This is a genomic window from Antrihabitans spumae (assembly GCF_043944905.1).
Lineage (GTDB): Bacteria > Actinomycetota > Actinomycetes > Mycobacteriales > Mycobacteriaceae > Antrihabitans > Antrihabitans spumae.
Genome location: NZ_JBIMSN010000062.1, coordinates 1 through 19,440, shown reverse-complemented (window position 1 = coordinate 19,440; position 19,440 = coordinate 1). Strand labels below are relative to the sequence as shown.

General features: G+C 64.3%; 20 protein-coding genes and 2 pseudogenes. 6 read left to right on the top strand and 16 right to left on the bottom strand.

Going from position 1 to position 19,440, the window contains the following annotated elements:
* Nucleotides 1-3: 3 nt before the first annotated feature.
* From rpsC to rpsJ, 8 genes are read right to left on the bottom strand one after another with little or no spacing between them, the layout of a single operon-like run.
* Nucleotides 4-798, bottom strand: a complete 795-nt coding sequence (gene rpsC / locus ACHIRB_RS15415) for a 30S ribosomal protein S3 (protein WP_199703364.1) — start codon at nt 796-798, stop codon at nt 4-6.
* Nucleotides 798-1,226, bottom strand: a complete 429-nt coding sequence (gene rplV / locus ACHIRB_RS15410) for a 50S ribosomal protein L22 (RefSeq protein WP_199703365.1) — start codon at nt 1,224-1,226, stop codon at nt 798-800. Before rplV ends, rpsC begins: the two co-directional genes overlap by 1 nt.
* On the bottom strand, nt 1,223-1,504 hold the full coding sequence (gene rpsS / locus ACHIRB_RS15405) for a 30S ribosomal protein S19 (RefSeq protein WP_169588057.1): 282 nt from the start codon (nt 1,502-1,504) through the stop codon (nt 1,223-1,225). Before rpsS ends, rplV begins: the two co-directional genes overlap by 4 nt.
* A gap of 17 nt (nt 1,505-1,521) precedes the next feature.
* Nucleotides 1,522-2,361 (bottom strand): 50S ribosomal protein L2, encoded by an 840-nt coding sequence (gene rplB / locus ACHIRB_RS15400; RefSeq protein ID WP_199703366.1) that lies wholly within the window; start codon nt 2,359-2,361, stop codon nt 1,522-1,524.
* Nucleotides 2,362-2,391: 30 nt separating this feature from the next.
* Entirely contained in the window at nt 2,392-2,697 is a 306-nt protein-coding gene (gene rplW, locus ACHIRB_RS15395) for a 50S ribosomal protein L23 (RefSeq protein WP_199703367.1), read from the bottom strand.
* Entirely contained in the window at nt 2,694-3,380 is a 687-nt protein-coding gene (gene rplD / locus ACHIRB_RS15390) for a 50S ribosomal protein L4 (protein WP_395112802.1), read from the bottom strand. The genes rplW and rplD overlap by 4 nt, the downstream gene beginning before the upstream one ends.
* Complete coding sequence (gene rplC, locus ACHIRB_RS15385) at nt 3,377-4,042, bottom strand: 50S ribosomal protein L3 (protein ID WP_395112801.1); 666 nt, start codon at nt 4,040-4,042, stop codon at nt 3,377-3,379. The genes rplD and rplC overlap by 4 nt, the downstream gene beginning before the upstream one ends.
* Before the next feature lie 17 nt (nt 4,043-4,059).
* The gene (gene rpsJ / locus ACHIRB_RS15380) at nt 4,060-4,365 is read right to left on the bottom strand and encodes a 30S ribosomal protein S10 (RefSeq protein WP_003938093.1); all 306 of its coding nucleotides are present in this window, start codon (nt 4,363-4,365) and stop codon (nt 4,060-4,062) included.
* 496 nt (nt 4,366-4,861) lie between these two features.
* Between rpsJ and ACHIRB_RS15375 the strand changes: the two genes are divergently transcribed.
* Nucleotides 4,862-5,338, top strand: coding sequence for a hotdog fold domain-containing protein (locus ACHIRB_RS15375; protein ID WP_395124074.1), 477 nt, complete (start codon nt 4,862-4,864; stop codon nt 5,336-5,338).
* 4 nt (nt 5,339-5,342) lie between these two features.
* On the opposite strand, the gene ACHIRB_RS15370 is transcribed toward ACHIRB_RS15375, so the two are convergent.
* Nucleotides 5,343-6,179 carry an esterase/lipase family protein gene (locus ACHIRB_RS15370; RefSeq protein ID WP_395112799.1) on the bottom strand — a complete coding sequence of 279 codons (837 nt, stop codon included), beginning with the start codon at nt 6,177-6,179 and terminating at the stop codon, nt 5,343-5,345.
* Between the two features lie 26 nt (nt 6,180-6,205).
* Nucleotides 6,206-7,219: an alpha/beta hydrolase gene (locus tag ACHIRB_RS15365; RefSeq protein WP_395124075.1), complete on the bottom strand. Its 1,014-nt coding sequence runs from the start codon at nt 7,217-7,219 to the stop codon at nt 6,206-6,208.
* 127 nt (nt 7,220-7,346) lie between these two features.
* Here ACHIRB_RS15365 and ACHIRB_RS15360 point away from each other — a divergent pair, with 127 nt between their 5' ends.
* The 3 genes from ACHIRB_RS15360 to ACHIRB_RS15350 all read left to right on the top strand — a co-directional run bounded on the left by ACHIRB_RS15360 (nt 7,347) and on the right by ACHIRB_RS15350 (nt 10,385).
* Nucleotides 7,347-8,537 carry a lycopene cyclase family protein gene (locus ACHIRB_RS15360; protein ID WP_395124076.1) on the top strand — a complete coding sequence of 397 codons (1,191 nt, stop codon included), beginning with the start codon at nt 7,347-7,349 and terminating at the stop codon, nt 8,535-8,537.
* Between the two features lie 114 nt (nt 8,538-8,651).
* On the top strand, nt 8,652-9,071 hold the full coding sequence (locus ACHIRB_RS15355) for a YciI family protein (protein ID WP_395124077.1): 420 nt from the start codon (nt 8,652-8,654) through the stop codon (nt 9,069-9,071).
* 18 nt (nt 9,072-9,089) lie between these two features.
* On the top strand, nt 9,090-10,385 hold the full coding sequence (locus ACHIRB_RS15350) for an RNA polymerase sigma factor (protein ID WP_395124078.1): 1,296 nt from the start codon (nt 9,090-9,092) through the stop codon (nt 10,383-10,385).
* Here ACHIRB_RS15350 and ACHIRB_RS15345 read toward each other — a convergent pair.
* Genes ACHIRB_RS15345 through ACHIRB_RS15330 form a run of 4 tightly spaced genes read right to left on the bottom strand, consistent with a single transcriptional unit; the run spans nt 10,382 to nt 14,870 of the window.
* Nucleotides 10,382-11,440 carry an SDR family oxidoreductase gene (locus tag ACHIRB_RS15345; protein WP_395124079.1) on the bottom strand — a complete coding sequence of 353 codons (1,059 nt, stop codon included), beginning with the start codon at nt 11,438-11,440 and terminating at the stop codon, nt 10,382-10,384. The genes ACHIRB_RS15350 and ACHIRB_RS15345 overlap by 4 nt on opposite strands.
* Nucleotides 11,441-11,493: 53 nt before the next feature.
* Nucleotides 11,494-13,062 (bottom strand): fatty-acid--CoA ligase FadD5, encoded by a 1,569-nt coding sequence (gene fadD5, locus ACHIRB_RS15340; RefSeq protein WP_395112821.1) that lies wholly within the window; start codon nt 13,060-13,062, stop codon nt 11,494-11,496.
* A gap of 5 nt (nt 13,063-13,067) precedes the next feature.
* Nucleotides 13,068-13,871 (bottom strand): enoyl-CoA hydratase, encoded by an 804-nt coding sequence (locus ACHIRB_RS15335; RefSeq protein ID WP_395124080.1) that lies wholly within the window; start codon nt 13,869-13,871, stop codon nt 13,068-13,070.
* A 6-nt stretch (nt 13,872-13,877) separates the two neighbouring features.
* Nucleotides 13,878-14,870, bottom strand: coding sequence for an NAD(P)H-dependent flavin oxidoreductase (locus tag ACHIRB_RS15330; RefSeq protein ID WP_395124081.1), 993 nt, complete (start codon nt 14,868-14,870; stop codon nt 13,878-13,880).
* A 157-nt stretch (nt 14,871-15,027) separates the two neighbouring features.
* Between ACHIRB_RS15330 and ACHIRB_RS15325 the strand changes: the two genes are divergently transcribed.
* Together ACHIRB_RS15325 and ACHIRB_RS15320 are read left to right on the top strand one after the other, a co-directional pair.
* On the top strand, nt 15,028-16,281 hold the full coding sequence (locus ACHIRB_RS15325) for a TetR/AcrR family transcriptional regulator (protein ID WP_395124082.1): 1,254 nt from the start codon (nt 15,028-15,030) through the stop codon (nt 16,279-16,281).
* Between the two features lie 31 nt (nt 16,282-16,312).
* Nucleotides 16,313-17,827, top strand: a pseudogene (locus tag ACHIRB_RS15320) (aldehyde dehydrogenase family protein).
* 64 nt (nt 17,828-17,891) lie between these two features.
* Here ACHIRB_RS15320 and ACHIRB_RS15315 read toward each other — a convergent pair.
* Entirely contained in the window at nt 17,892-18,668 is a 777-nt protein-coding gene (locus ACHIRB_RS15315; RefSeq protein ID WP_395124083.1) for an alpha/beta fold hydrolase, read from the bottom strand.
* A 56-nt stretch (nt 18,669-18,724) separates the two neighbouring features.
* Nucleotides 18,725-19,440, bottom strand: a pseudogene (locus ACHIRB_RS15310) (potassium transporter); the annotation flags it as partial.

Sequence of the window (19,440 nt, the reverse complement as noted above, 5' to 3'; positions counted from 1 at the left end):
GCGTCAGACCTCCTGAACTTCTGTCGGAGCCGTTGCGCCTTCCGCAGCGCGGCCGGCTTCGGTGCTCGTCGCGGTGGTGCCCGAGGCACCGGAGCGACGCGGACGGGTCGGGCGCTCACGACGCGGACGGTCACCGGCGGGTGCTGCAGCTGCAGCGATCTCGCGCTTGCCGCCGACGATGTCGCCCTTGTAGATCCAGACCTTCACGCCGATACGACCGAAGGTGGTCTTCGCCTCGTACAGGCCGTAGTCGATGTCCGCGCGCAACGTGTGCAGCGGGACGCGACCTTCGCGGTAGAACTCCGAGCGCGACATTTCCGCACCGCCGAGACGGCCGGAGCACTGCACCCGGATGCCCTTGACGTTGGGCTGACGCATTGCCGACTGGATCGCCTTACGCATCGCACGGCGGAACGCCACACGGTTCGAAAGCTGCTCCGCGACACCCTGCGCAACGAGCTGCGCTTCGGCCTCGGCGTTCTTCACCTCGAGGATGTTGAGCTGCACCTGCTTACCGGTGAGCTTCTCGAGGGACGAACGGATCTTGTCTGCTTCGGCGCCACGGCGACCGATGACGATGCCCGGTCGTGCGGTGTGGATGTCCACCCGAACACGATCGCGAGTGCGCTCGATCTCGACCTTCGCGATGCCGGCCCGCTCCATGCCAGTGGCAAGAAGCTTGCGGATCGCGACGTCTTCCTTCACGTACTCGGCGTACTGCTTGTCTGCGTACCAGCGCGACTTCCAGTCGGTAGTGATACCGAGTCGGAAACCGTGCGGGTTGATTTTCTGGCCCACTACTGAGCCCCTCCCTCGGAAGTTGCTGCTGCGGTCGAACGACGGCGACGAGCACGACCAGCGGCACCCTGCGAAGGCACGCTCTCGACCTCGATCGTGATGTGGCTGGTGCGCTTGCGGATCCGGAACGCACGGCCCTGGGCCCGCGGCTGGAAACGCTTGAGCGTCGTGCCTTCGTCGACGTATGCGGTCGCGATGACCAACGTCGACGGGTCGAGGCCGAGGTTGTTCTCGGCGTTTGCTGCCGCGCTGGCGACAACCTTCGCAACGGGCTCGCTTGCGGCCTGAGGTGCGAACTTCAGGATTGCAAGTGCGTCCTCGACCGAGCGGCCACGGACCAGGTCCACGACACGACGTGCCTTCATCGGGGTAACCCGAACGTGCTTGGCGGTTGCGCGTGCGGTCGGGTTCTGAACAGTATCGCTCATCGCCTCTTCGCCTTCCGGTCGTCCTTGATGTGACCCTTGAACGTGCGGGTCGGTGCAAACTCTCCGAGCTTGTGTCCGACCATCGAATCCGATACGAACACCGGAACGTGCTTGCGGCCGTCGTGCACCGCGAACGTGTGTCCGATGAAATCCGGAATGATCGTCGAGCGACGAGACCAGGTCTTGATGACCTGCTTGGTCCCCTTGTCGTTCTGTACGTCCACCTTCGCAAGGAGGTGATCGTCGACGAACGGGCCCTTCTTAAGGCTGCGTGGCATCCTTCACTCCCTCCTTGTTATCGCTTGTTCTTGCCAGTGCGGCGGCGGCGGACGATGAGCTTGTCGCTCGGGCGGTTCGGCTTGCGGGTACGGCCTTCCGGCTGTCCCCACGGGCTGACCGGGTGGCGTCCACCGGAGGTCTTGCCCTCGCCACCACCGTGCGGGTGGTCGACCGGGTTCATGACGACACCACGGACGGTCGGGCGCTTGCCCTTCCAGCGCATACGGCCGGCCTTGCCCCAGTTGATGTTGCTCTGCTCGGCGTTGCCGACCTCGCCGACGGTTGCGCGGCAGCGAACGTCGACGCGACGGATTTCACCGGACGGCATACGCAGCGTGGCGTATGGGCCTTCCTTGCCGAGAAGCTGCACGCCGGCACCGGCCGAACGTGCCATCTTGGCGCCGCCACCCGGACGAAGCTCGACGGCGTGGACCGTCGTACCCGTCGGGATGTTGCGTAGGGGCAGGTTGTTACCCGGCTTGATGTCGGCCGTGGGGCCGGTCTCGATCGGGGATCCCTGCGCGATGCCCTTCGGCGCGATGATGTAGCGCTTCTCACCGTCGGCGAAGTGCAGCAACGCGATGTTCGCGGTGCGGTTGGGGTCGTATTCGATGTGCGCGACCTTGGCAGGCACGCCGTCCTTGTCGTTACGACGGAAGTCGATCAGACGGTAGGCGCGCTTGTGACCGCCACCCTTGTGACGGGTGGTGATGCGACCGTGTGCGTTACGTCCACCGCGACCGTGCAACGGGCGGATGAGCGACTTCTCGGGCGTCGACCGAGTGATCTCGGCGAAGTCCGAGACACTCGCGCCACGACGGCCCGGGGTAGTCGGCTTGTACTTGCGGATAGCCATGAGTTCTCTTCTCTTTCTGAGGTCCGGCGCTTACGCGACCGGCCCCCCGAAGATCTCGATGGGCTTGCTGTCGGCCGACAGGGTCACGAGCGCGCGCTTGGTGCTCTTACGCGTGCCGTAGCCGAACCGGGTCCGCTTGCGCTTGCCCTGACGATTGGCGGTGTTGACGCTGGTCACGGTCACGTCGAAGATCTTCTCGACGGCGATCTTGATCTGCGTCTTGTTCGAGTCCGGATGCACCAGGAACGTGTAGGTGCCTTCCTCGATCAACGAGTACGACTTCTCGGAGATGACCGGCGCGAGCAAAATGTCGCGAGGATCGGCGATCGTGCTCATTTGCTCTCCTCCTGTGCAGCTTCGGCAGGGCCGTGCACGAACGTGTTGAGCGCCTCGACGCTGAACACCACATCGTCGCTGTTGAGCACGTCGTAGGTGTTGAGCTGATCGGGAGCGATCGCATGCACACCATCGAGGTTGCGCACGCTCTTCCAGGCCGCGACATCTTCGCGACCGACGACCAACAGCACCTTCTTGCGATCCGAAATCTCGGCGAGGAAGGAGCGTGCCGTCTTGGTGCTCGGCGCTTGGCCTGCAACCAACTCGGTGATGACGTGGATGCGCTCGCCACGGGCCCGGTCCGACAATGCGCCACGAAGTGCGGCACGAATCATCTTCTTGGGTGTCCGCTGGCTGTAGTCACGCGGCTGCGGGCCGTGGACGACGCCACCACCTGCGAACTGCGGGGCGCGGGTCGAGCCCTGACGGGCGCGGCCGGTTCCCTTCTGGCGGTATGGCTTACGGCCACCACCGCGGACCTCGGCGCGAGTCTTCGTCGAATGCGTTCCCTGGCGTGCTGCCGCGAGCTGCGCGACGACAACCTGGTGCATCAGAGCGATGTTCGCTGTGACGTCGAAGATCTCGGCGGGGAGGTCGACAGTTCCGTTGGTCTTGCCACCGGGAACCTTGACGTCCACCTTGAGCTTCGAGGAAGTCTTGGAAGTGTTCACTGCGCTCGTCATGCTCGAGCACCACCCTTCACTGCACTCTTGACGATCACCAGTCCACCCTTACGGCCCGGGATCGCGCCCTTGATAAGCAGCAGGCCGTTCTCGGCATCGACCTTGTGGACCGAGAGGTTCTGCGTCGTGATGCGGTCGTTGCCCATCCGGCCGGACATACGCATTCCCTTGAATACGCGGCCCGGGGTGGCGCAGCCACCGATGGAACCGGGGCGACGGTGCACAGCCTGCGCGCCGTGGCTGGCGCCCTGGCCGGCGAAGCCGTGCCGCTTCATCGTTCCGGCGAAGCCTTTGCCCTTGCTCGTGCCCGTGACGTCCACGAACGCACCGTCTTCGAAGATCTCGGCGGTGAGTTCCTGGCCGACCTCGTACGAGGTGGTATCGGCGATTCGCAGCTCGACCACGTGGCGGCGCGGCGTGACGCCTGCCTTGGCGAACTGGCCGGAGTTCGGCTTGTTCACCTTGCGTGGGTCGATGGCACCGAAGGCAACCTGCACGGCGCTGTAGCCGTCGAGCTCTTCGGTACGGATCTGGGTGACGACATTCGGTCCGGCCTTGATGACGGTCACCGGGACGACCCGGTTGTTCTCGTCGAAGACCTGAGTCATGCCGAGCTTGGTGCCCAGGATGCCCTTTGCGGGCCTGTTCTTGTTGTCAGTCATGTTGTTCAGTCCCCGGCTCACTGAATGTTCACGTCGACACTGGCCGGAAGGTCGATGCGCATAAGCGCGTCGACAGTCTTCGGCGTCGGGTCGAGTATGTCGATCAACCGCTTGTGTGTGCGCATCTCGAAGTGCTCGCGCGAATCCTTGTACTTGTGCGGCGAGCGGATGACGCAGTACACGTTCTTTTCGGTCGGCAACGGCACCGGGCCGACGACGCGGGCCCCTGTACGGGTCACCGTCTCGACGATCTTGCGCGCTGACGCGTCGATCGCCTCGTGGTCGTAGGCCTTGAGCCTGATGCGGATCTTTTGTCCCGCCACGCTAACCCGTCCTTTTCTTGACGCTGTCTGAAACAAAACCGATCTTGCAGATCCGCCGATTTCGGCTGGACCCACCTCGTCTGTTGCAGTTCGACCCGAACTCACGACACAGAACAGACGCATGGTTATCGAGGGGACTCGATCCGCTGCCGCTGTTCATCTGTCATTGTTCACCGGTCCACGCGGTCGGGCGTGTCGCCCTAACGCACATTCTCCGACCCAGACAATTTCTTGATCTGCGGCCACACGAATGCGTCCCGGATGCGCTCGCGTACGAGCGCGGGTTTCACTGCTGGTGTTCTTGCAAGTCTTACTTCGCCACCGGGCCTGATCTCGCGATCGACTCCATAGGCGTTCTTCCCACCCGATCCAGGCCGCACAACAGCGCGTCCCGTTCAAGGCAACCTGAACAGTATGCCTCACGCGGGTGGTGAGTTCAAATCTGGTCCGCAGCGCTCCGCGCACCACCTATCTTACTTTGGAGTAAGATAGGTGAATGGGTAATGAGAGCGCGACATATCGCGGCTGGAAGAAGCTTCCCGACAACAGGATCGGGCACGCGCTGTTTTCGCTCGGCATGGTCGCGCGTGTTCCGTATTTCGGCACCATTCTGCCGAACGTGACCGTGCTCGAACCCGGCCACCGCGAGGTCAGCGCACCGAAATGGATCGGCATCCACAACCATCTCGGCACCTTCCACGCCATTGCGGCGTGCAACCTCGCCGAGGTCGCGATGGGAATGCTGAGCGAGGCGACGGTGCCGGACACCCATCGCTGGATTCCCAAGTCGATGAACGTGCAGTACCTGCGCAAGGCCAACAGCGGTCTGCGTGCGGTGGCGAAACTCGAAACCGTGCCCGACTTCGCTGCGATCACCGAGGGCACCGACCTCGTCATCCCCGTAGCGATCTACGACAACAACGGCACCGAGGTCGTGCACGCCGACATCACCACCTGGATCACCCCCAAGTAACCAGTCAGCTCGCGCACGGCGGCGTATGGGTCCTCCCGTAGTCGGGATCCAACGCCGCCAGCACGAGGTGCAATGCCCGCGGATCGATGAGCATCGAGCCGTGGGCGACGCGATTCGTCGGGCAACCGTCCTGCACCCACACGTTCCGCACGTTGTCCGCCGCAGCGAGGAACGCGGTCTCCGGCGGGGTCGCCACCTCGTCGTCACGCGTCGCTATCGCGGTGTAGCGGACTCCGGCAATCGTCTGTCCGCCGGCGTCGAGGTCTGCCAACAGCGTCGAACCGACCTGCATCTGCGTACCCGCGGCGCCGAAGACCTGGCCCGCGATCTGGTCCTCGCGCATACCGAGCGACGCGAGATCCGGGTACAGACCGCGTAGGCCGGCAAACGTGGTGCCGTTGTTCGCCGACGACACCAGGACCAGCGACGCGACCGCACCCGCTCCACCATTCTTCAAATACTGACGAGCGACCGTCCCACCCGACGAGTGACCGACGACGTCGACCTGGGTGGCCCCCGTCCGAGCCCGAACTTCGTCGACGAAGGATCGGAACTCCTCCCCGCTTCGTCGAATGTCCGCGGTGCCCCAGACGATCTTCGACGGGTCGTACCACGCGGGCACGCCGCCGATGTTGCGAGCGAAGACGCAATACCCCTCGGCTCGGAGCAACACGGCAAGCACCGGAAACGCGCGGTGGATGTCGGAACCCGAGCCGTGGACGAGGACGACCGGACGTGGATGCGACGCGGACGGTGTGCAGGTCCAGTCGTTCGCGCCGGCCAAGCCCGGCTCGGCAACGGCGACCCGTCCGGTCAGCAGCAGCGCGACCGTTGCGGTCACCAATGCAACGGTTCGCCAAGCGCGCCTCATCGGATACCGAGTGGTCCGGCGAGCACCGGCCACGAGTCCTTGAAATCGTCCTGCCAGTACCCCCACGTGTGGGTTCCGGTCGGGCGGAAGTTGTAGTGCGCTCCGATGCCGAGTTGGTCGAGGCGGGTCTTGAGATTGCGCGAGCAGTAGTCGGTCGCAACCTCGATGACGCCCCCGACGGTGAGCTGATTCGCAAAACCCGCGGGTCCAGGAATCGAGTACGGACCGTCGTAGACGTCGTACTCGCCGGGAAGACCTGTGCCGGTGGAGATGTAGAGCGCCATCCCCCGCAGATTCGCTGCGTGCACGAAGGGGTCGTTGGCGGCCCACATCGGGTCCCCCGGCGGACCCCACATGTTCTGGGTGTTCGCACCGCCCCAGAACTCGACGACGATGCGGACCAAACTCTGCCCGATCGGATCGGAAGTCTGGACGCAGCCGCTGTAGGACGCGGCGCTTGCGTACAGCCCTGGAGCGGACGCCGCGAGCGCGAATGCGGACGCCCCCGACATCGACAGACCGGCGATCGCGTTCTTGCCGTTGGTGTCGAAGTGCTCGTCGATGAGCAGCGGTAGTTCCGCAGTCAGGAACGTCTTCCATTTGTTGCGGCCGAGCAGCGGATCGTCGTTGCGCCAGTCCGTGTAGTAGCTGAAGGGTCCGCCGATGGGTGACACGACGTTGACGTTCTTGTCCCGCAGGAACTGCAGCGCGTCGCTCTTGCGTCCCCACTGAGTGCCGTCGACCCCGCCGCTGACCCCGGTCAGCAGATACAGCGTCGGGCGCGGCACGCTGTCGTCGGCAGCCCGCTGCACAGTGACCGAGAAGGTCCGGCTCATGGCGGCGGAGTAGACGGACAACGTGATGTCTCGATCGCTGTCGCTGCGGACGTCGACGATGCGCGATCGCTCTCCCGGCTCAGCCGAGCTGATCGGAATGCAGATCCCGTTGGTGAGCGCGACGACCAACAGCGCAGGGGCCGCGCAGGCCCGAATCAGACTCGCAATTCGCATAATTCGACGTTATGAGGCGCGCGTACCAAAAACACGACCGCTCTTCTTGGGACAGCATTGTCGTTGCCCCCGGTTCTGGCGGCTCCCCGACGGTCACGCGTGCGGCCGCCTCGAGTTGAATGGGGGCATGGCAACAGGGTCGCGAAGAGTCGACGTATGTGTGGTCGGCCTCGGCCCGACCGGTCGAGCACTGGCACATCGAAGCGCGCAGGCGGGGCTGCGGGTCGCGGCTGTCGATCCACGGCCCGACCGAATCTGGACCCCGACCTACTCTGCCTGGCTCGACGAACTTCCGTCCTGGCTGCCGCCGTCGGTCGTCGCGTCGCGGATCGAGGCGCCGACCGTGTGGACCACCACCGAACGCAAAATCGAGCGTCCGTACGTGGTCCTGTCCAAGCCACGACTGTTCGACGCCCTACCGCTCGACGACGTCCATATCGAGGCTCAACGGGCGACAGCGCTGACCGCACGTCGGGTGACGCTCGCGGACGGAACCGACATCGAGGCCGACATCGTTGTCGACACCAGAGGCTTACCGAAGACCGACCGCCGACCCGCAGCGAGTGCACACGGCATCTTCATCGAGGCCGACCGCGTCGAGCACTATGTCGGCGCAGGAGAGGGTTTGCTGCTGGACTGGCGACCCGAGAACGGCGCGACCAACGACGAACCCCCGTCGTTCCTGTACTCGGTTCCCATCGGCGACGGCACGGTGATCTTCGAGGAGACGACACTCGGCGTTCCGGGTGGGCTGACGCAGCACGAACTTCGCCGACGGGTCGTGACTCGTCTTGCCGCTCATGGTATTTCGCTGACCGGCGACGAGCCGCACGAGTCGTGCCACTACCCGCTCGACCAGCCGCCGCCACGGCGCTTTCGTGACAAAGAGGCGGCCGTCGCCTTCGGGTCGCGAGGCGGCATGATGCACCCGTGCACGGGCTACAGCGTTGCCGATTCCCTTGCCCTGACAGACACTTTCGTCGATGCGCTGCTGTCGGGCACCGACCCGGTCGCCGCGTTGTGGCCTGCGAAAGCGCGGTTCGTCTACTGGATGCGCGAGCGTGGTCTAGCCGGGATGGGCAGACTCACCACCGAACAGGCGACCGCGATGTTCGACTCGTTCTTCCGTGCCTCACCGCGTCAGCAACGAGCGCTGCTCACCGAGCACGCGGACCCTTTCGGGCTCGCGACCGTGCTGGTCGGAACAGTCGCCCATACCTGGCCGTTTCGGTGGCGATTCGATCTGGTCGGGTGGTCCAACCGCAACAGGTGGGGGAAATACACTGCTCAGCAGCAGGTTTCAACACCGAAGAGCTAAGCCGCGAAGATCCGCGCAAAAGATTCTGCCGCAGGTGTCGATCTACCGCATTGTCCGTTCGACCTATGGGTGAAGGGTCCGACAGGCGGATCCGGGTAGCAAGGGAGACGAACCGTGAAGTACATGCTGATCATGCGCGGGACCGACGAGACGTACGCCGAGATGGAAAAGGTCGAACTCGACACCATGTTCGAAACCATGGGCAAGTTCAACGAGGAGCTGATTCGGGCAGGTGTCCTCGTCGCCATGGAAGGTCTGGATGATCCGGCCGAGACCGTGGTCGTCGACTATTCGTCCGAAACACCGGTTGTCAGTGACGGCCCGTACGGGGAAACCAAGGAGCTGTTCGGCGGCTTCTTCATCCTCAACGTCACGTCCAAGGAGGAGGCGGTCGAGTGGGCGAAGCGTATGCCCGTCATTGTCAACGGCTTCAAGACAGAGGTCCGCAGGGTGCCGACCATCGACGAATTCCCGCAGACCAATGAATACGTCCAGCGGGAGCGTGCGTGGCGCGAAGCCACCGGCCAGCTCTGAACGTTCGACCAGAACTCGATGACTGACCACACCGGTCGCGATGCGGTCGGCGCGGTCTGGCGCATCGACTCGGCGCGGATCATCGGTGCGCTCGCGCGGTACACCGGCGATTTCGGATTGGCCGAAGATGTCGCCCAGGAGGCTTTGGCGGAGGCGCTGGTGACCTGGCCGCGCGACGGCACACCCCGCAATCCGGCGGGGTGGCTGCTCGCGGTCGGTCGCCGCCGGGCAATCGATACCTACAGGCGTCGATCCGCGCTGGACGAGAAGTACGCGGCGCTCGCCCACAATCTGGGCGAGGGCGGTGTCGTTGCAGGCAGTCTGCCAACCGACCCGGCAAGGGAGGTCGAGGACGTGCTGTGGGATCCGGACCAGATCGACGACGACGTCCTCGCGCTGATGTTCATTTCCTGTCACCCGATGCTGGCACGGGAAGCGCGGGTCGCTCTGACGCTGCGGGTGGTCGGTGGTCTGACGAGTGACGAGATAGCCAGGGGATTCCTCGTCCCGACGGCCACGGTTCAGGCTCGAATCACTCGCGCCAAGAAGATGCTGGGGTCGGCGCGGGTGCCGTTCGAGTTGCCGTCCGCCGCTGAGCGGGCCGAACGACTGGGCACAGTGCTCAGCGTGATCTATCTGATCTTCACCGAGGGATCGTCCGCCAGTTCCGGTCGCGATGTGCTTCGCCTCGACCTGGCGAGCGAGGCGCAGCGACTAGCGCGGGTGCTGGCCAGACTGGTACCGAACGAGCCGGAGGCACTCGGGTTGCTTGCGCTGCTCGAACTGACCGCGGCACGCTTTCCGGCACGAACGGGGCCCGACGGCGAGCCGGTGCTACTCGACAGGCAGGACCGAAGCCGCTGGAATCATGCAGCCATCGCGCGGGGACGCGCAGCACTCGCCAGGGCGGAGCGGGTCGGACGCGGCCTCGGCCCATACGGCCTGCAGGCGACGATTGCCGAATGCCATGCCAGTGCCGAGTCGGTCGAGGCAACAGACTGGGACCGGATCGTCGGTGTCTACGAAGCGCTCGGCAGGCTCGCGCCGTCCGCGGTCGTCGACCTCAACCGCGCGGTTGCAGTGTCCATGGCGCAGGGACCTGCCGCGGCACTTCCGATCGTCGACCGACTCGTCGATACGAATGCGTTGGCGAACTCGCACCTGCTGCCCATGGTCCGCGGCGAGTTGCTGACTCGCCTCGGGCGCACCGAAGAGGCGCGCGCCGAACTGCTCGTCGCCATCGACAGGTGTGGCAACGATCGCGAAAGGGCGGTGCTGGAAGGCAAACTCGCCGACCTCGACGGCGGAGACTAGGAGTGGTCAGCGAGATTGTGTTCCCAATATCGCCACAGCACACCGGCATAGTCGGCGAGCGGCGGCACCGAGATACCGCTACCCGCAAGGGCTGCAACGGTTCTCGTGGAATCGAAATGACAGGTGAACTCGGTGTGCTCGATCACCTCCGGCGGCACGCCGACCCCTGGCATCAGCACGCTCTGCACGCCGGGGACCTTCATCGCGAGGGTCATCGCCTGCTTCGGAAGCAGTTGCTTGAGCCGCGGTGCGCCGGCCTGCTCGGCGAACAGGTTCATCACGTCGACCGAATTCTGGGCGTCGGGGTTCACCAGGTGGAACGCTTCGCGATCCAGGCCGGGAACGTGGGCGATGTGGTCCATCGCGCGGGCGATGTAGTCGACGGGGACGATGTTCGTCTCGCCGAGATCCGGCACCAGCAGCGGTACCCGGCCGGGCAGTCGGCCGGCCAGGCGCAGCATCTTGAAGAAGTAGTACGGACCGTCGATCTTGTCCATCTCGCCTGTCACCGAATTGCCGACGACGATTGCCGGGCGGTACACCCGCCACGGTCGTTCCGATTCGTCGCGGACGATCTTCTCCGACTCGAACTTCGTCCGGTGGTACGGCGACGGTAGCTCTTGGCCTTCGTCGAACATGTCCTCGGTGAAGATGCCCTCGTACAGACCCGCTGCCGCGACCGACGACGTGTGGTTCAGCGTGCCGACCTCCAGCGCATTCGCAACCTGCACGGCATGCCGCGTTCCACCGTTGTTGAGCAGTTCGTTCTGCTCGTCGGAGGCGGTCATGTCGTAGATCGCGGCCAAGTGGAACATGTGGTCGATATCGCCACGATGGGCGTCGATCCACGCCGGATCGATGCCGAGAGCCGTTTTGCCGAGATCGCCTGCGACGGGTTTGATTCGGTCGCCCGCCCCCCACGCTTTCGCTCGGTTGGCCAGCTTTCCTTCCGACCCCGCACGGACGAGTACGTGGACGTCGCCGTCACGTTTCAGCAGCTCCGGAACAAGGAAGCGCCCGATGAAACCCGTAGCCCCCGTTACCAAATATGCCATCGTCGAAGCCTAAACCAGCGGGCCGATTCGCCGGGTCGGATCGACGATCTCGCCTACTGGTTACTCGCGTACTCCTTGCGCAACTGATGCTTGACGACCTTGCCGCTGGCATTGCGTGGAAGCTCGTCGACAACGATCAAGTCCTTGGGGTGTTTGTACCTGGCGAGCCGTTCGTTCAGGAAGGGTTCCAGGTCGGCGAGTTCGACAGCGTCCGCGCCCGCAAGCGCGACGACCGCTACCGGAACTTCGCCCCATTTCTCGTCCGAACGACCGATGACCGCGGCTTCCCGAATCTTGTCGTGCGCGAACAACACGTTCTCGACCTCGGCGCAATAGATGTTCTCTCCGCCCGAGATGATCATGTCTTTCTTGCGGTCGACGACGTAGACGAAACCCTCGTCGTCCTGGCGTACGAGATCCCCGGAATGGAACCAGCCGCCTGCGAACGCATCGGCGGTGGCTTCGGGCTTGTTCCAGTAGCCCTGCATGAGTGTCGGTCCGCGGTAGACGATTTCGCCGATCTCACCCGGTGCGACGTCGTTCATCTCGTCGTCGACGACCCGCGCCGCGATGGTCGGAATCACCCAACCGACGGAGCCGAGTTTGCGGAGCGCGTCCTTGCCCTCGAGAACACACGTGATCGGCGACATCTCCGTCTGACCGAAGACTGCGACATTGCGGGCGGCGGGGAACGCGTCCGACATGGCGCGCAGCACACTGTCGGACGCAGGCGCAGCACCCCAACTGATCGCACGCAACGCGAGCTTGCGATTCGGCACGGAATCGTCGGCGCAGATGACCTGCCACTGTGCGGGCACGAGGAAAACAGACGTCGCCTGCTCCTGCTCCCAGGCGTCCAACACTTCGGTCGCGTTGAAAGCGCCGAGCGGATGCACGACGGTCTTGCCGCCGAGCAGGATGGTCGGCGCGATGCTGCCGAGGCCGGCGATGTGGAACATCGGCGCGGCGCAGAAGGCGACGTCGTCGGAAACGGCTTCGAACGCCCGAATCGCGGTCAGCGCTTGGCTCTGCATGTTGATATGGGAGAGCACCGCACCCTTGGGGCTGCCGGTTGTGCCCGAGGTGTACATGATGAGCGCAGGGGTGTCTTCGGGAATGTCGAGCGGTTCATGACTCTCGCCCTGTTCGGCGACCAGCGCCTCGTAGCCGAGAACTCCCTCTCCCGTTTCACCACCCACGACGATGCAGGTCGACAGCACCGGCGCCTGCGTGCGGACCGCGGCAACCAGCGGCGCGAGCGGAGTGTCGGTGATGATCGTCTTCGCGCCGCTGTCGGCGACGATATAGCCGATCTCGGGTGGGGTCAGCCGGAAGTTCACCGGTACCGCAATGGCGGCCAGGGCGTTGATCGCGAGCACCGATTCGATGTACTCGGGATGGTTGAGCATCAGAATCAGGACGCGGTCGCCCTTGGTGACACCCCGACGCGACAGCGCATCGGCGAGAGCCTCCGAGCGCTCGTGCACCTGCCGCCAGCTCGTGTCCTGACCCAGATAGCGGAAAGCTGTTGCGTCCGGACGCATCTGGGCGTGCACCGCGACCTGATTGTTCCAATGATTGCGGCGCGACCGCAGCGGCTCCGACATTTCGGGGTTCGTCATTGTGGTCACGCCCCGAACTTCGCTGGACGCTTCTGCAGCATCGCCATCGCACCCTCTTGGAAGTCGGGCGAGGTGAGCAGTTCCGATTGCCCGACCTTCTCTCGCTCGAGGGCCGCGTCGAGTGCGGGCAGTGTCGCACTGTTGAGAGCCTGCTTGGCCAGCTCGAGCGCCCGCCGTGGTCCACTCGCGAGCTTGCGAGCCGCGGCGTCCACCGTCGCGTCGAGTTCGTCGGCCGGAAGCACTCCAGCGAACAGACCCGCCTCCTTCGCGGCCGCGGCGGGCAGTCGCTGCCCGAGCAACGCCATCTCGGCTGCGAGTGCTCTGCCTGCGCTTGCCGCGATCATCGCCGCAGCGCCACCGTCCGGCATAAGCCCGATGTTGACGAACGCAAGGAGCAGGTACGCATCCTCGCTCGCGTAGACGAGGTCGGCGGCGACCGCGAGCGCAACACCGACGCCCGCTGCGGACCCCTTGACGCGCGTAATCACGGGCACCGGGGCTTCGATGATCGCTCGCACAACACGATTCGCGGCGTCCATGGTCATCTCCGGTGTGATCCCCCGGCCGGCCTCGGCGACACTCGACGACAGGTCGGCACCGGTACAGAAGGCTCGATCGCCATCGCCGGTGAGCACCACGACGCGGACCGACCTGTCGGTGGCAACGCCGACGAACACGTCGCCGAGCGCGACCATCGTGTCGTAGTCGAGTGCGTTCATCCGCTTCGGGTTGGTGATGGTGACGCGAAGTACGCCGTCGTCGTTGATCGCCGTGTATCGAGGCGCTCTTGTTGTTGTCGTCTCGGTCATGACGGGTCAGCTCCTCGCTGTGACGGGTGCGGCGACAATTTCGTTCAGCCTGCCGGTGATGATGTCTTCAGCTTCATCGATCATCCGCGTCACCAGGTCGGCAACGGTCGGAATGTCGTGAATGAGACCTTGCGATTGCCCTGTGGTCCAGATGCCTGCATCGAGGTCGCCCTCTTCGAAGACCTTGCGACCGCGTTGACCGGAAACCAGATCGCGGATGTCGTCGAAAGAGCCGCCCGACTTTTCGATCTCGACGACCTTGCGGCTGATCGCGTTGTCGGCGACGCGGGCGGTGTTGTTCAGCGTTCGGAAGATGAGTTTCGTGTCGAGTTCGCTGTTCGCGACGATCTGCTCCTTGACCTTCTGAGCCACACCGGATTCCTGCGTACACATAAAACGTGTACCCATGTTGACCCCGTCGGCGCCGAGCGCGAGTGCTGCGACCAAACCCTGTGCGTCGGCGATTCCACCCGATGCGATCATCGGAATCGTCAGGTGTTTCGCCGCGGCAGGGATCAGGATCAATCCGGGAATGTCGTTCTCACCGGGATGGCCGGCGCACTCGAAACCGTCGATGCTCACGCCGTCGACGCCGACCTGCTGCGCTTTCAGCGCGTGCTTCACGCTCGTGCATTTGTGCAGGACCTTGATGCCGTGGTCCTTGAGATGGGAGAGATGAGTCGCCGGATTACCGCCTGCGATCTCGACGATCTTGATGCCGCTGTCGATGATGGCCTGACGATATTCCTCGTACGGCGGTGGCGTGATCGACGGCAGGATCGTGAGGTTCACGCCGAACGGTTTGTCGGTCAGCTCACGGGTTCGCGCGATCTCCTTGGTCAGGTCGTCGGGGGTCGGCTGTGTCAACGCGGTGATGAAACCGAGTGCGCCCGCATTGGCGACGGCAGCGACGAGTTCGGCGCGGCCGACCCACATCATTCCGCCCTGAACGATCGGGTGCTCGACGCCGAACACCTCTGTGAACCGAGTACGCAACATTGCATCTCTTTCTGCTGTCGAAGGCGGGATCGAGAGAACCGCTTCCGCTTTTTGCGAATCGTGGTTAACTTATGGACATCTTGGCAGGCTGTCAATACCGGACCCACGGTAGGTGACGCGGTGTGGCAAACTCGACGATTCGCAAGGGAGGCGGCAGATGACGACCGATCGTGCGACGACGACAACACCGGTGCGGCGACGCCCTCGCGACCGCAAGGCGCAGATCGTCAGAGTTGCAGCCAACGCGTTCGGCGAACGCGGGTATCACGCGGTCGGAGTGGACGAAATAGCCGCCGAGATCGGTATTTCGGGACCAGCTCTCTACCGGCATTTTCCGAACAAGTACGCACTCTTCGTCGCGACAGCGGACGCCATCGTCGACCGCCTGCTCGCCGTCACCGAGGTACCGCAACACCTGCCCGACGCTCGCGAACGACTCGCGGCCACGGTGCACGAAATTGTTGCCGTGACGATCGACAACCGACGGTCCGGCGGTATCTACCGGTGGGAATCGCGCTACCTCGGCGACGACGATCGTGAACGATTTCGCGGGCTGTGGGACGAGGTGAACCAGCGGGTTGCGCGACCGCTGCACGAACTGCGGCCTCGCCTGCCCGAGAGCGACATCGCCATGCTTGCCGCCGCGACCCTCAGCGTCATCGCGAGCATCACCGTGCACCGGATCGCACTGAGCGCCGGCCGCACCGAAGCACTGATCGACAGCCTGGCACGGTCGGTGCTCGAATGCGAACTCCCCGCTGCACCAACCGAACTCGCGGCTTCGACCCGACACGACGGCGGCCTCGCCGTAGCCGCGAAACGCGAGTCCCTTATTGCGGCCGCCCTCGAGATCTTCGACAAACGCGGCTATCACGAGGCGACGATCGAAGAGATCGGCGTCGTAGCAGGTATCACCGCCTCCAGCGTGTACCGCTACTTCGCGGGCAAGGCCGAAATTCTCGCCGCTGTGTTCTACCGCGCGAGCGAACGTCTCGCCGTTGCGACCTCGGACGCACTCGGCGAAGCAGCCGATCCAGCAGCGGCCATGGACAATCTTGTCACTCGCTACGTCCGCCTCGCCTTCGTCAATCCAGCGCTGATCTCCGTCTACTTCGCAGAGTTCGGCAACCTGCCCGCCCGCGAACGCAGCGACCTTCGCGCCCTGCAGAGCCAGCACATCGAAGAATGGGTGCACCTACTGACGGCACAGTTCCCCGGCCTCGGCACGGTTGCTGCCCGCTTCCGCGTTCACGCTGCACTCGGACTCGTTCTCGATGTCGGCAGGTTGATCCGCTTCGACAACTCCCCGCAGAGCCGCTCACGCGTCGCGACGTTGATGAAGACCGTGCTGCGAGCAGGCGCACCCGCGACCGATACACAGCCCGACGATGCAGCAACACCAACGCCCTGAGACCGATACCGACGAAAACGTAAGGAACACGATGACCTCAGCACCAGTCGCACCACCTCGGACGAGTCGACCCGCGATCCTCGAATCGATCGACCCCGCGACGGGTGCGGTCATCGCCGAATGGCCGATCCACGACAGCGAAGGCGTCGCCGCTGCGGTGTCCCGCGCCCGCGTCGCCGCAAGCGTCTGGCACGAACTCGACTTCGAAGGCCGGAAGAGGGCGTTGCTGCGTTGGGGGTCGTATCTGACCAACCATGCCGACGAGCTGTGCGAGTTGGTGCTCCGCGAAAACGGCTAGCCAGCCGAGGACGCCTACCTCGAGTTGGTGCTCGCCCTCGAACACATCGACTGGGCCGCGAAGAACGCCAAGAAGACGTTGTCGCCGAAGAAGGTCTCGCCAGGATTGTTCATGGCGAACTGCGAAGCGGTCATCGAGCAACGTCCGCTCGGCGTCGTCGGCGTCATCGGACCATGGAACTATCCCGTCTACACACCGAACGGTTCGATCGCCTATGCGCTCGCGGCGGGTAACGCGATCGTGTTCAAGCCGAGTGAGTACACGGTGTCGATCGGCCACTTCTACGCGGACGCTTTTGCGAAGGCCAATCCCGAACTGCCCCTTGGCATTCTGTCGGTCGTCAACGGCTACGGCGAGACCGGTGCTGCGTTGGTGACCTCCGGAGTCGACAAGATCGCCTTCACAGGATCGACCGCGACAGGCAAACGCATCATGGCCGCCGCCGCAGCGAACCTGACCCCGGTCCTACTCGAATGCGGCGGTAAGGACGCAGCGATCGTCGCCGACGACGCCGACGTGACCGCGGCAGCGGACGCCATCGCCTGGTCGGTTGCGTCGAACAGCGGCCAGACGTGCGCGGGCACCGAGCGGATCTATGTCGTCGAGAGTGTCTACGACGCCTTCGTCGAGAAGCTCGCGAAGAATCTTCGCAATATCAAACCCGGATCCGACGCCAAGGCCGCCTACGGACCGATGACGATGCCGAGCCAGATCGAGGTCGTTCGACGCCACATCGCCGACGCACTCGACAAGGGCGGCCGCGCGATCGTCGGTGGACTCGATTCGATCAAGGGCGCCTACATCGAGCCGGTCGTCCTCGTCGACGTACCCGAGGACTCGCTCGCCGTTTCCGAGGAGACGTTCGGTCCGACCGTCACGGTCCGGTCGTGCAAGAGTGTCGACGAAGCGATCGAACTCGCCAACGATTCTGCCTACGCGCTCGCGTCGACCGTCTACTCACGGAAGAACGGCATGGAGATCGCGCGCAAACTTCGGGTCGGCGCGACGTCGGTGAACTCGGTGTTGGCATTCGGAGCCATCTCGACGTTGCCGTTCGGTGGCGTCGGCGAATCGGGTATCGGTCGGATCCACGGCGAAGAAGGGATGCGCGAGTTCACTCGTTCACATTCGATCGCTCGTCAGCGATTCGCGATACCCGGGATGGAACTGCTGTCGTTTTCGCGGAAGGCGTCGACGGTGTCGATGATCCGCAAGATCATCGGCTTCCGGCACGGTCGGCACACCTGAGCTCGTCGAGTGTGTACCTACTGTCGTCACGAGCGAGTGGAATCGACAGCAGGTACACACTCGGTCAGCCGAGGATCGCGTCGACACATCCCGCTGGATCGTCCGCGAACGGAACGTGCCCCGATCCGCGCAGTACGACGTGGGAGGCCTTCGGTAGCGCCGCCCTGGCACGAGCGGCTTGCGTTCGGTAGAAGAGCAGCGCGTCACGTGTCCCCCACGCAACGGTCACCGCAACGTCGTCGAGTGCGTTGCCACGCTCGAAGTCGTAGCCCGCGAACGACGCTGCCGCTTCGTCGAATCCCGTTGCCAGCAGCAGACCTTCGAGGTCGCCCTGCTTCTGTTGTTCGGCGACGAGGTGCGGCTTGCCGTAGGTGAGCCGCAGCATGTTGCCGCCGGCGCCGGTGTGTATCACGCGAGAAAGCTGTAGCGGTGCGAACTTGCCGAGCGCGCGCGTCTTCGAAAGGGCCTGTTGGCACCAGATCCGTTCTGCCTTGGTCCAGAACCCGATCGGCGACACGGCCGTCACCTTGCTGACAACCCCACGACGACCCAGTTCCAGCGCGATTGCACCACCCATCGAGTTGCCCGCGACTTCCGGCTTGTCCAGACCGAGGTCGTCGATGAAGGTCGCGACTCGATCGACGTATCGATGGACCCCACCCGGACCGTCGACCGCGGAGGACCCGAATCCCGGTAGATCGACGGCGATCACGTCGCGGCGTTCGGCGAGTGCGGGCGCGATGGGGTTCCAGACCTCCTTGCGGCTGCCGAGGCCGTGCACGAGAAGTAGCGGCACACCGGAACCTCGACGGTTGTAGACGAGCCCGTTCGACTCTGGCACGTGAGCTCCTCTGCTCGGATCGGACGGCCGGCAGGCCATGCGCACGACGCTATAGCTCAGCTGTTGTGTTCAGGTAGCGGGCCGCACCGAACATCGAATCGTTCACGCAGCGCGTCGAGCGTCCGGCGATGGTGCTCGCGCTTTCTGCGGTGTCCGATCATGAACCGTGCCGTCTGAACCATCCGCCGCGGCAACGGGAACCACCGATCGAGGTCGAACCCGAGGTCCAGCAACGCCTTCGGCGGCACGTTGTCCATCACCAGGCTCATATTGTGCTGGCCGAGCGACATCATCGCAGGCCACAGTGCTGCCTTCGACTTCTGCCGCAGGTCGACCAGATCGAGCTCGTACAGGCGGGCATCTCGTATCTTGTCCGCGAACAGCAGGTGAGTGGTGAGGAAGCCCATCCACAAGGAGAGCGGGAAGGTCGCAGACCGCGGCTGTATCGAGATCACCCTGCCGCTGCGGGAGGCATACGGCTCGTACGGCCTGTCGCGGAAGAGATAACCCGTGCAATTCACTATCCAGCTGCCTGGTGCGATCGTTCTGGTGGCCCCGCTGCGGAACAGGATTTCGGTCGCGCCCTCGCGATCGAGGACGTCTGCGACGTGGTCCATCGCCACCTCGCTCAGTCCGGCGGCGATCCGGTGACTCTCACCTTCGGACATGGAGGCACCGTTGAAGCTGCCGGGCGCAGGTGTCGACCAGGAGCCCCAATGCGTCCGCCACCAATCGCCGACTTCGGACTCGTTGGTCCCGTCGAAGCGCATGG

Excerpts from the sequence above, each read along its gene's own strand:
- rplV (WP_199703365.1), bottom strand. The coding sequence starts at position 1,226 with ATGAGCGATACTGTTCAGAACCCGACCGCACGCGCAACCGCCAAGCAC.
- ACHIRB_RS15360 (WP_395124076.1), top strand. The coding sequence starts at position 7,347 with ATGGCAACAGGGTCGCGAAGAGTCGACGTATGTGTGGTCGGCCTCGGC.
- ACHIRB_RS15375 (WP_395124074.1), top strand. The coding sequence starts at position 4,862 with ATGGGTAATGAGAGCGCGACATATCGCGGCTGGAAGAAGCTTCCCGAC.
- rpsS (WP_169588057.1), bottom strand. The coding sequence starts at position 1,504 with ATGCCACGCAGCCTTAAGAAGGGCCCGTTCGTCGACGATCACCTCCTT.
- ACHIRB_RS15350 (WP_395124078.1), top strand. The coding sequence starts at position 9,090 with ATGACTGACCACACCGGTCGCGATGCGGTCGGCGCGGTCTGGCGCATC.
- rplW (WP_199703367.1), bottom strand. The coding sequence starts at position 2,697 with ATGAGCACGATCGCCGATCCTCGCGACATTTTGCTCGCGCCGGTCATC.
- rplB (WP_199703366.1), bottom strand. The coding sequence starts at position 2,361 with ATGGCTATCCGCAAGTACAAGCCGACTACCCCGGGCCGTCGTGGCGCG.
- ACHIRB_RS15330 (WP_395124081.1), bottom strand. The coding sequence starts at position 14,870 with ATGTTGCGTACTCGGTTCACAGAGGTGTTCGGCGTCGAGCACCCGATC.
- ACHIRB_RS15335 (WP_395124080.1), bottom strand. The coding sequence starts at position 13,871 with ATGACCGAGACGACAACAACAAGAGCGCCTCGATACACGGCGATCAAC.
- rplD (WP_395112802.1), bottom strand. The coding sequence starts at position 3,380 with ATGACGAGCGCAGTGAACACTTCCAAGACTTCCTCGAAGCTCAAGGTG.
- rplC (WP_395112801.1), bottom strand. The coding sequence starts at position 4,042 with ATGACTGACAACAAGAACAGGCCCGCAAAGGGCATCCTGGGCACCAAG.
- ACHIRB_RS15345 (WP_395124079.1), bottom strand. The coding sequence starts at position 11,440 with ATGGCATATTTGGTAACGGGGGCTACGGGTTTCATCGGGCGCTTCCTT.
- ACHIRB_RS15365 (WP_395124075.1), bottom strand. The coding sequence starts at position 7,219 with ATGCGAATTGCGAGTCTGATTCGGGCCTGCGCGGCCCCTGCGCTGTTG.
- ACHIRB_RS15325 (WP_395124082.1), top strand. The coding sequence starts at position 15,028 with ATGACGACCGATCGTGCGACGACGACAACACCGGTGCGGCGACGCCCT.
- fadD5 (WP_395112821.1), bottom strand. The coding sequence starts at position 13,062 with ATGACGAACCCCGAAATGTCGGAGCCGCTGCGGTCGCGCCGCAATCAT.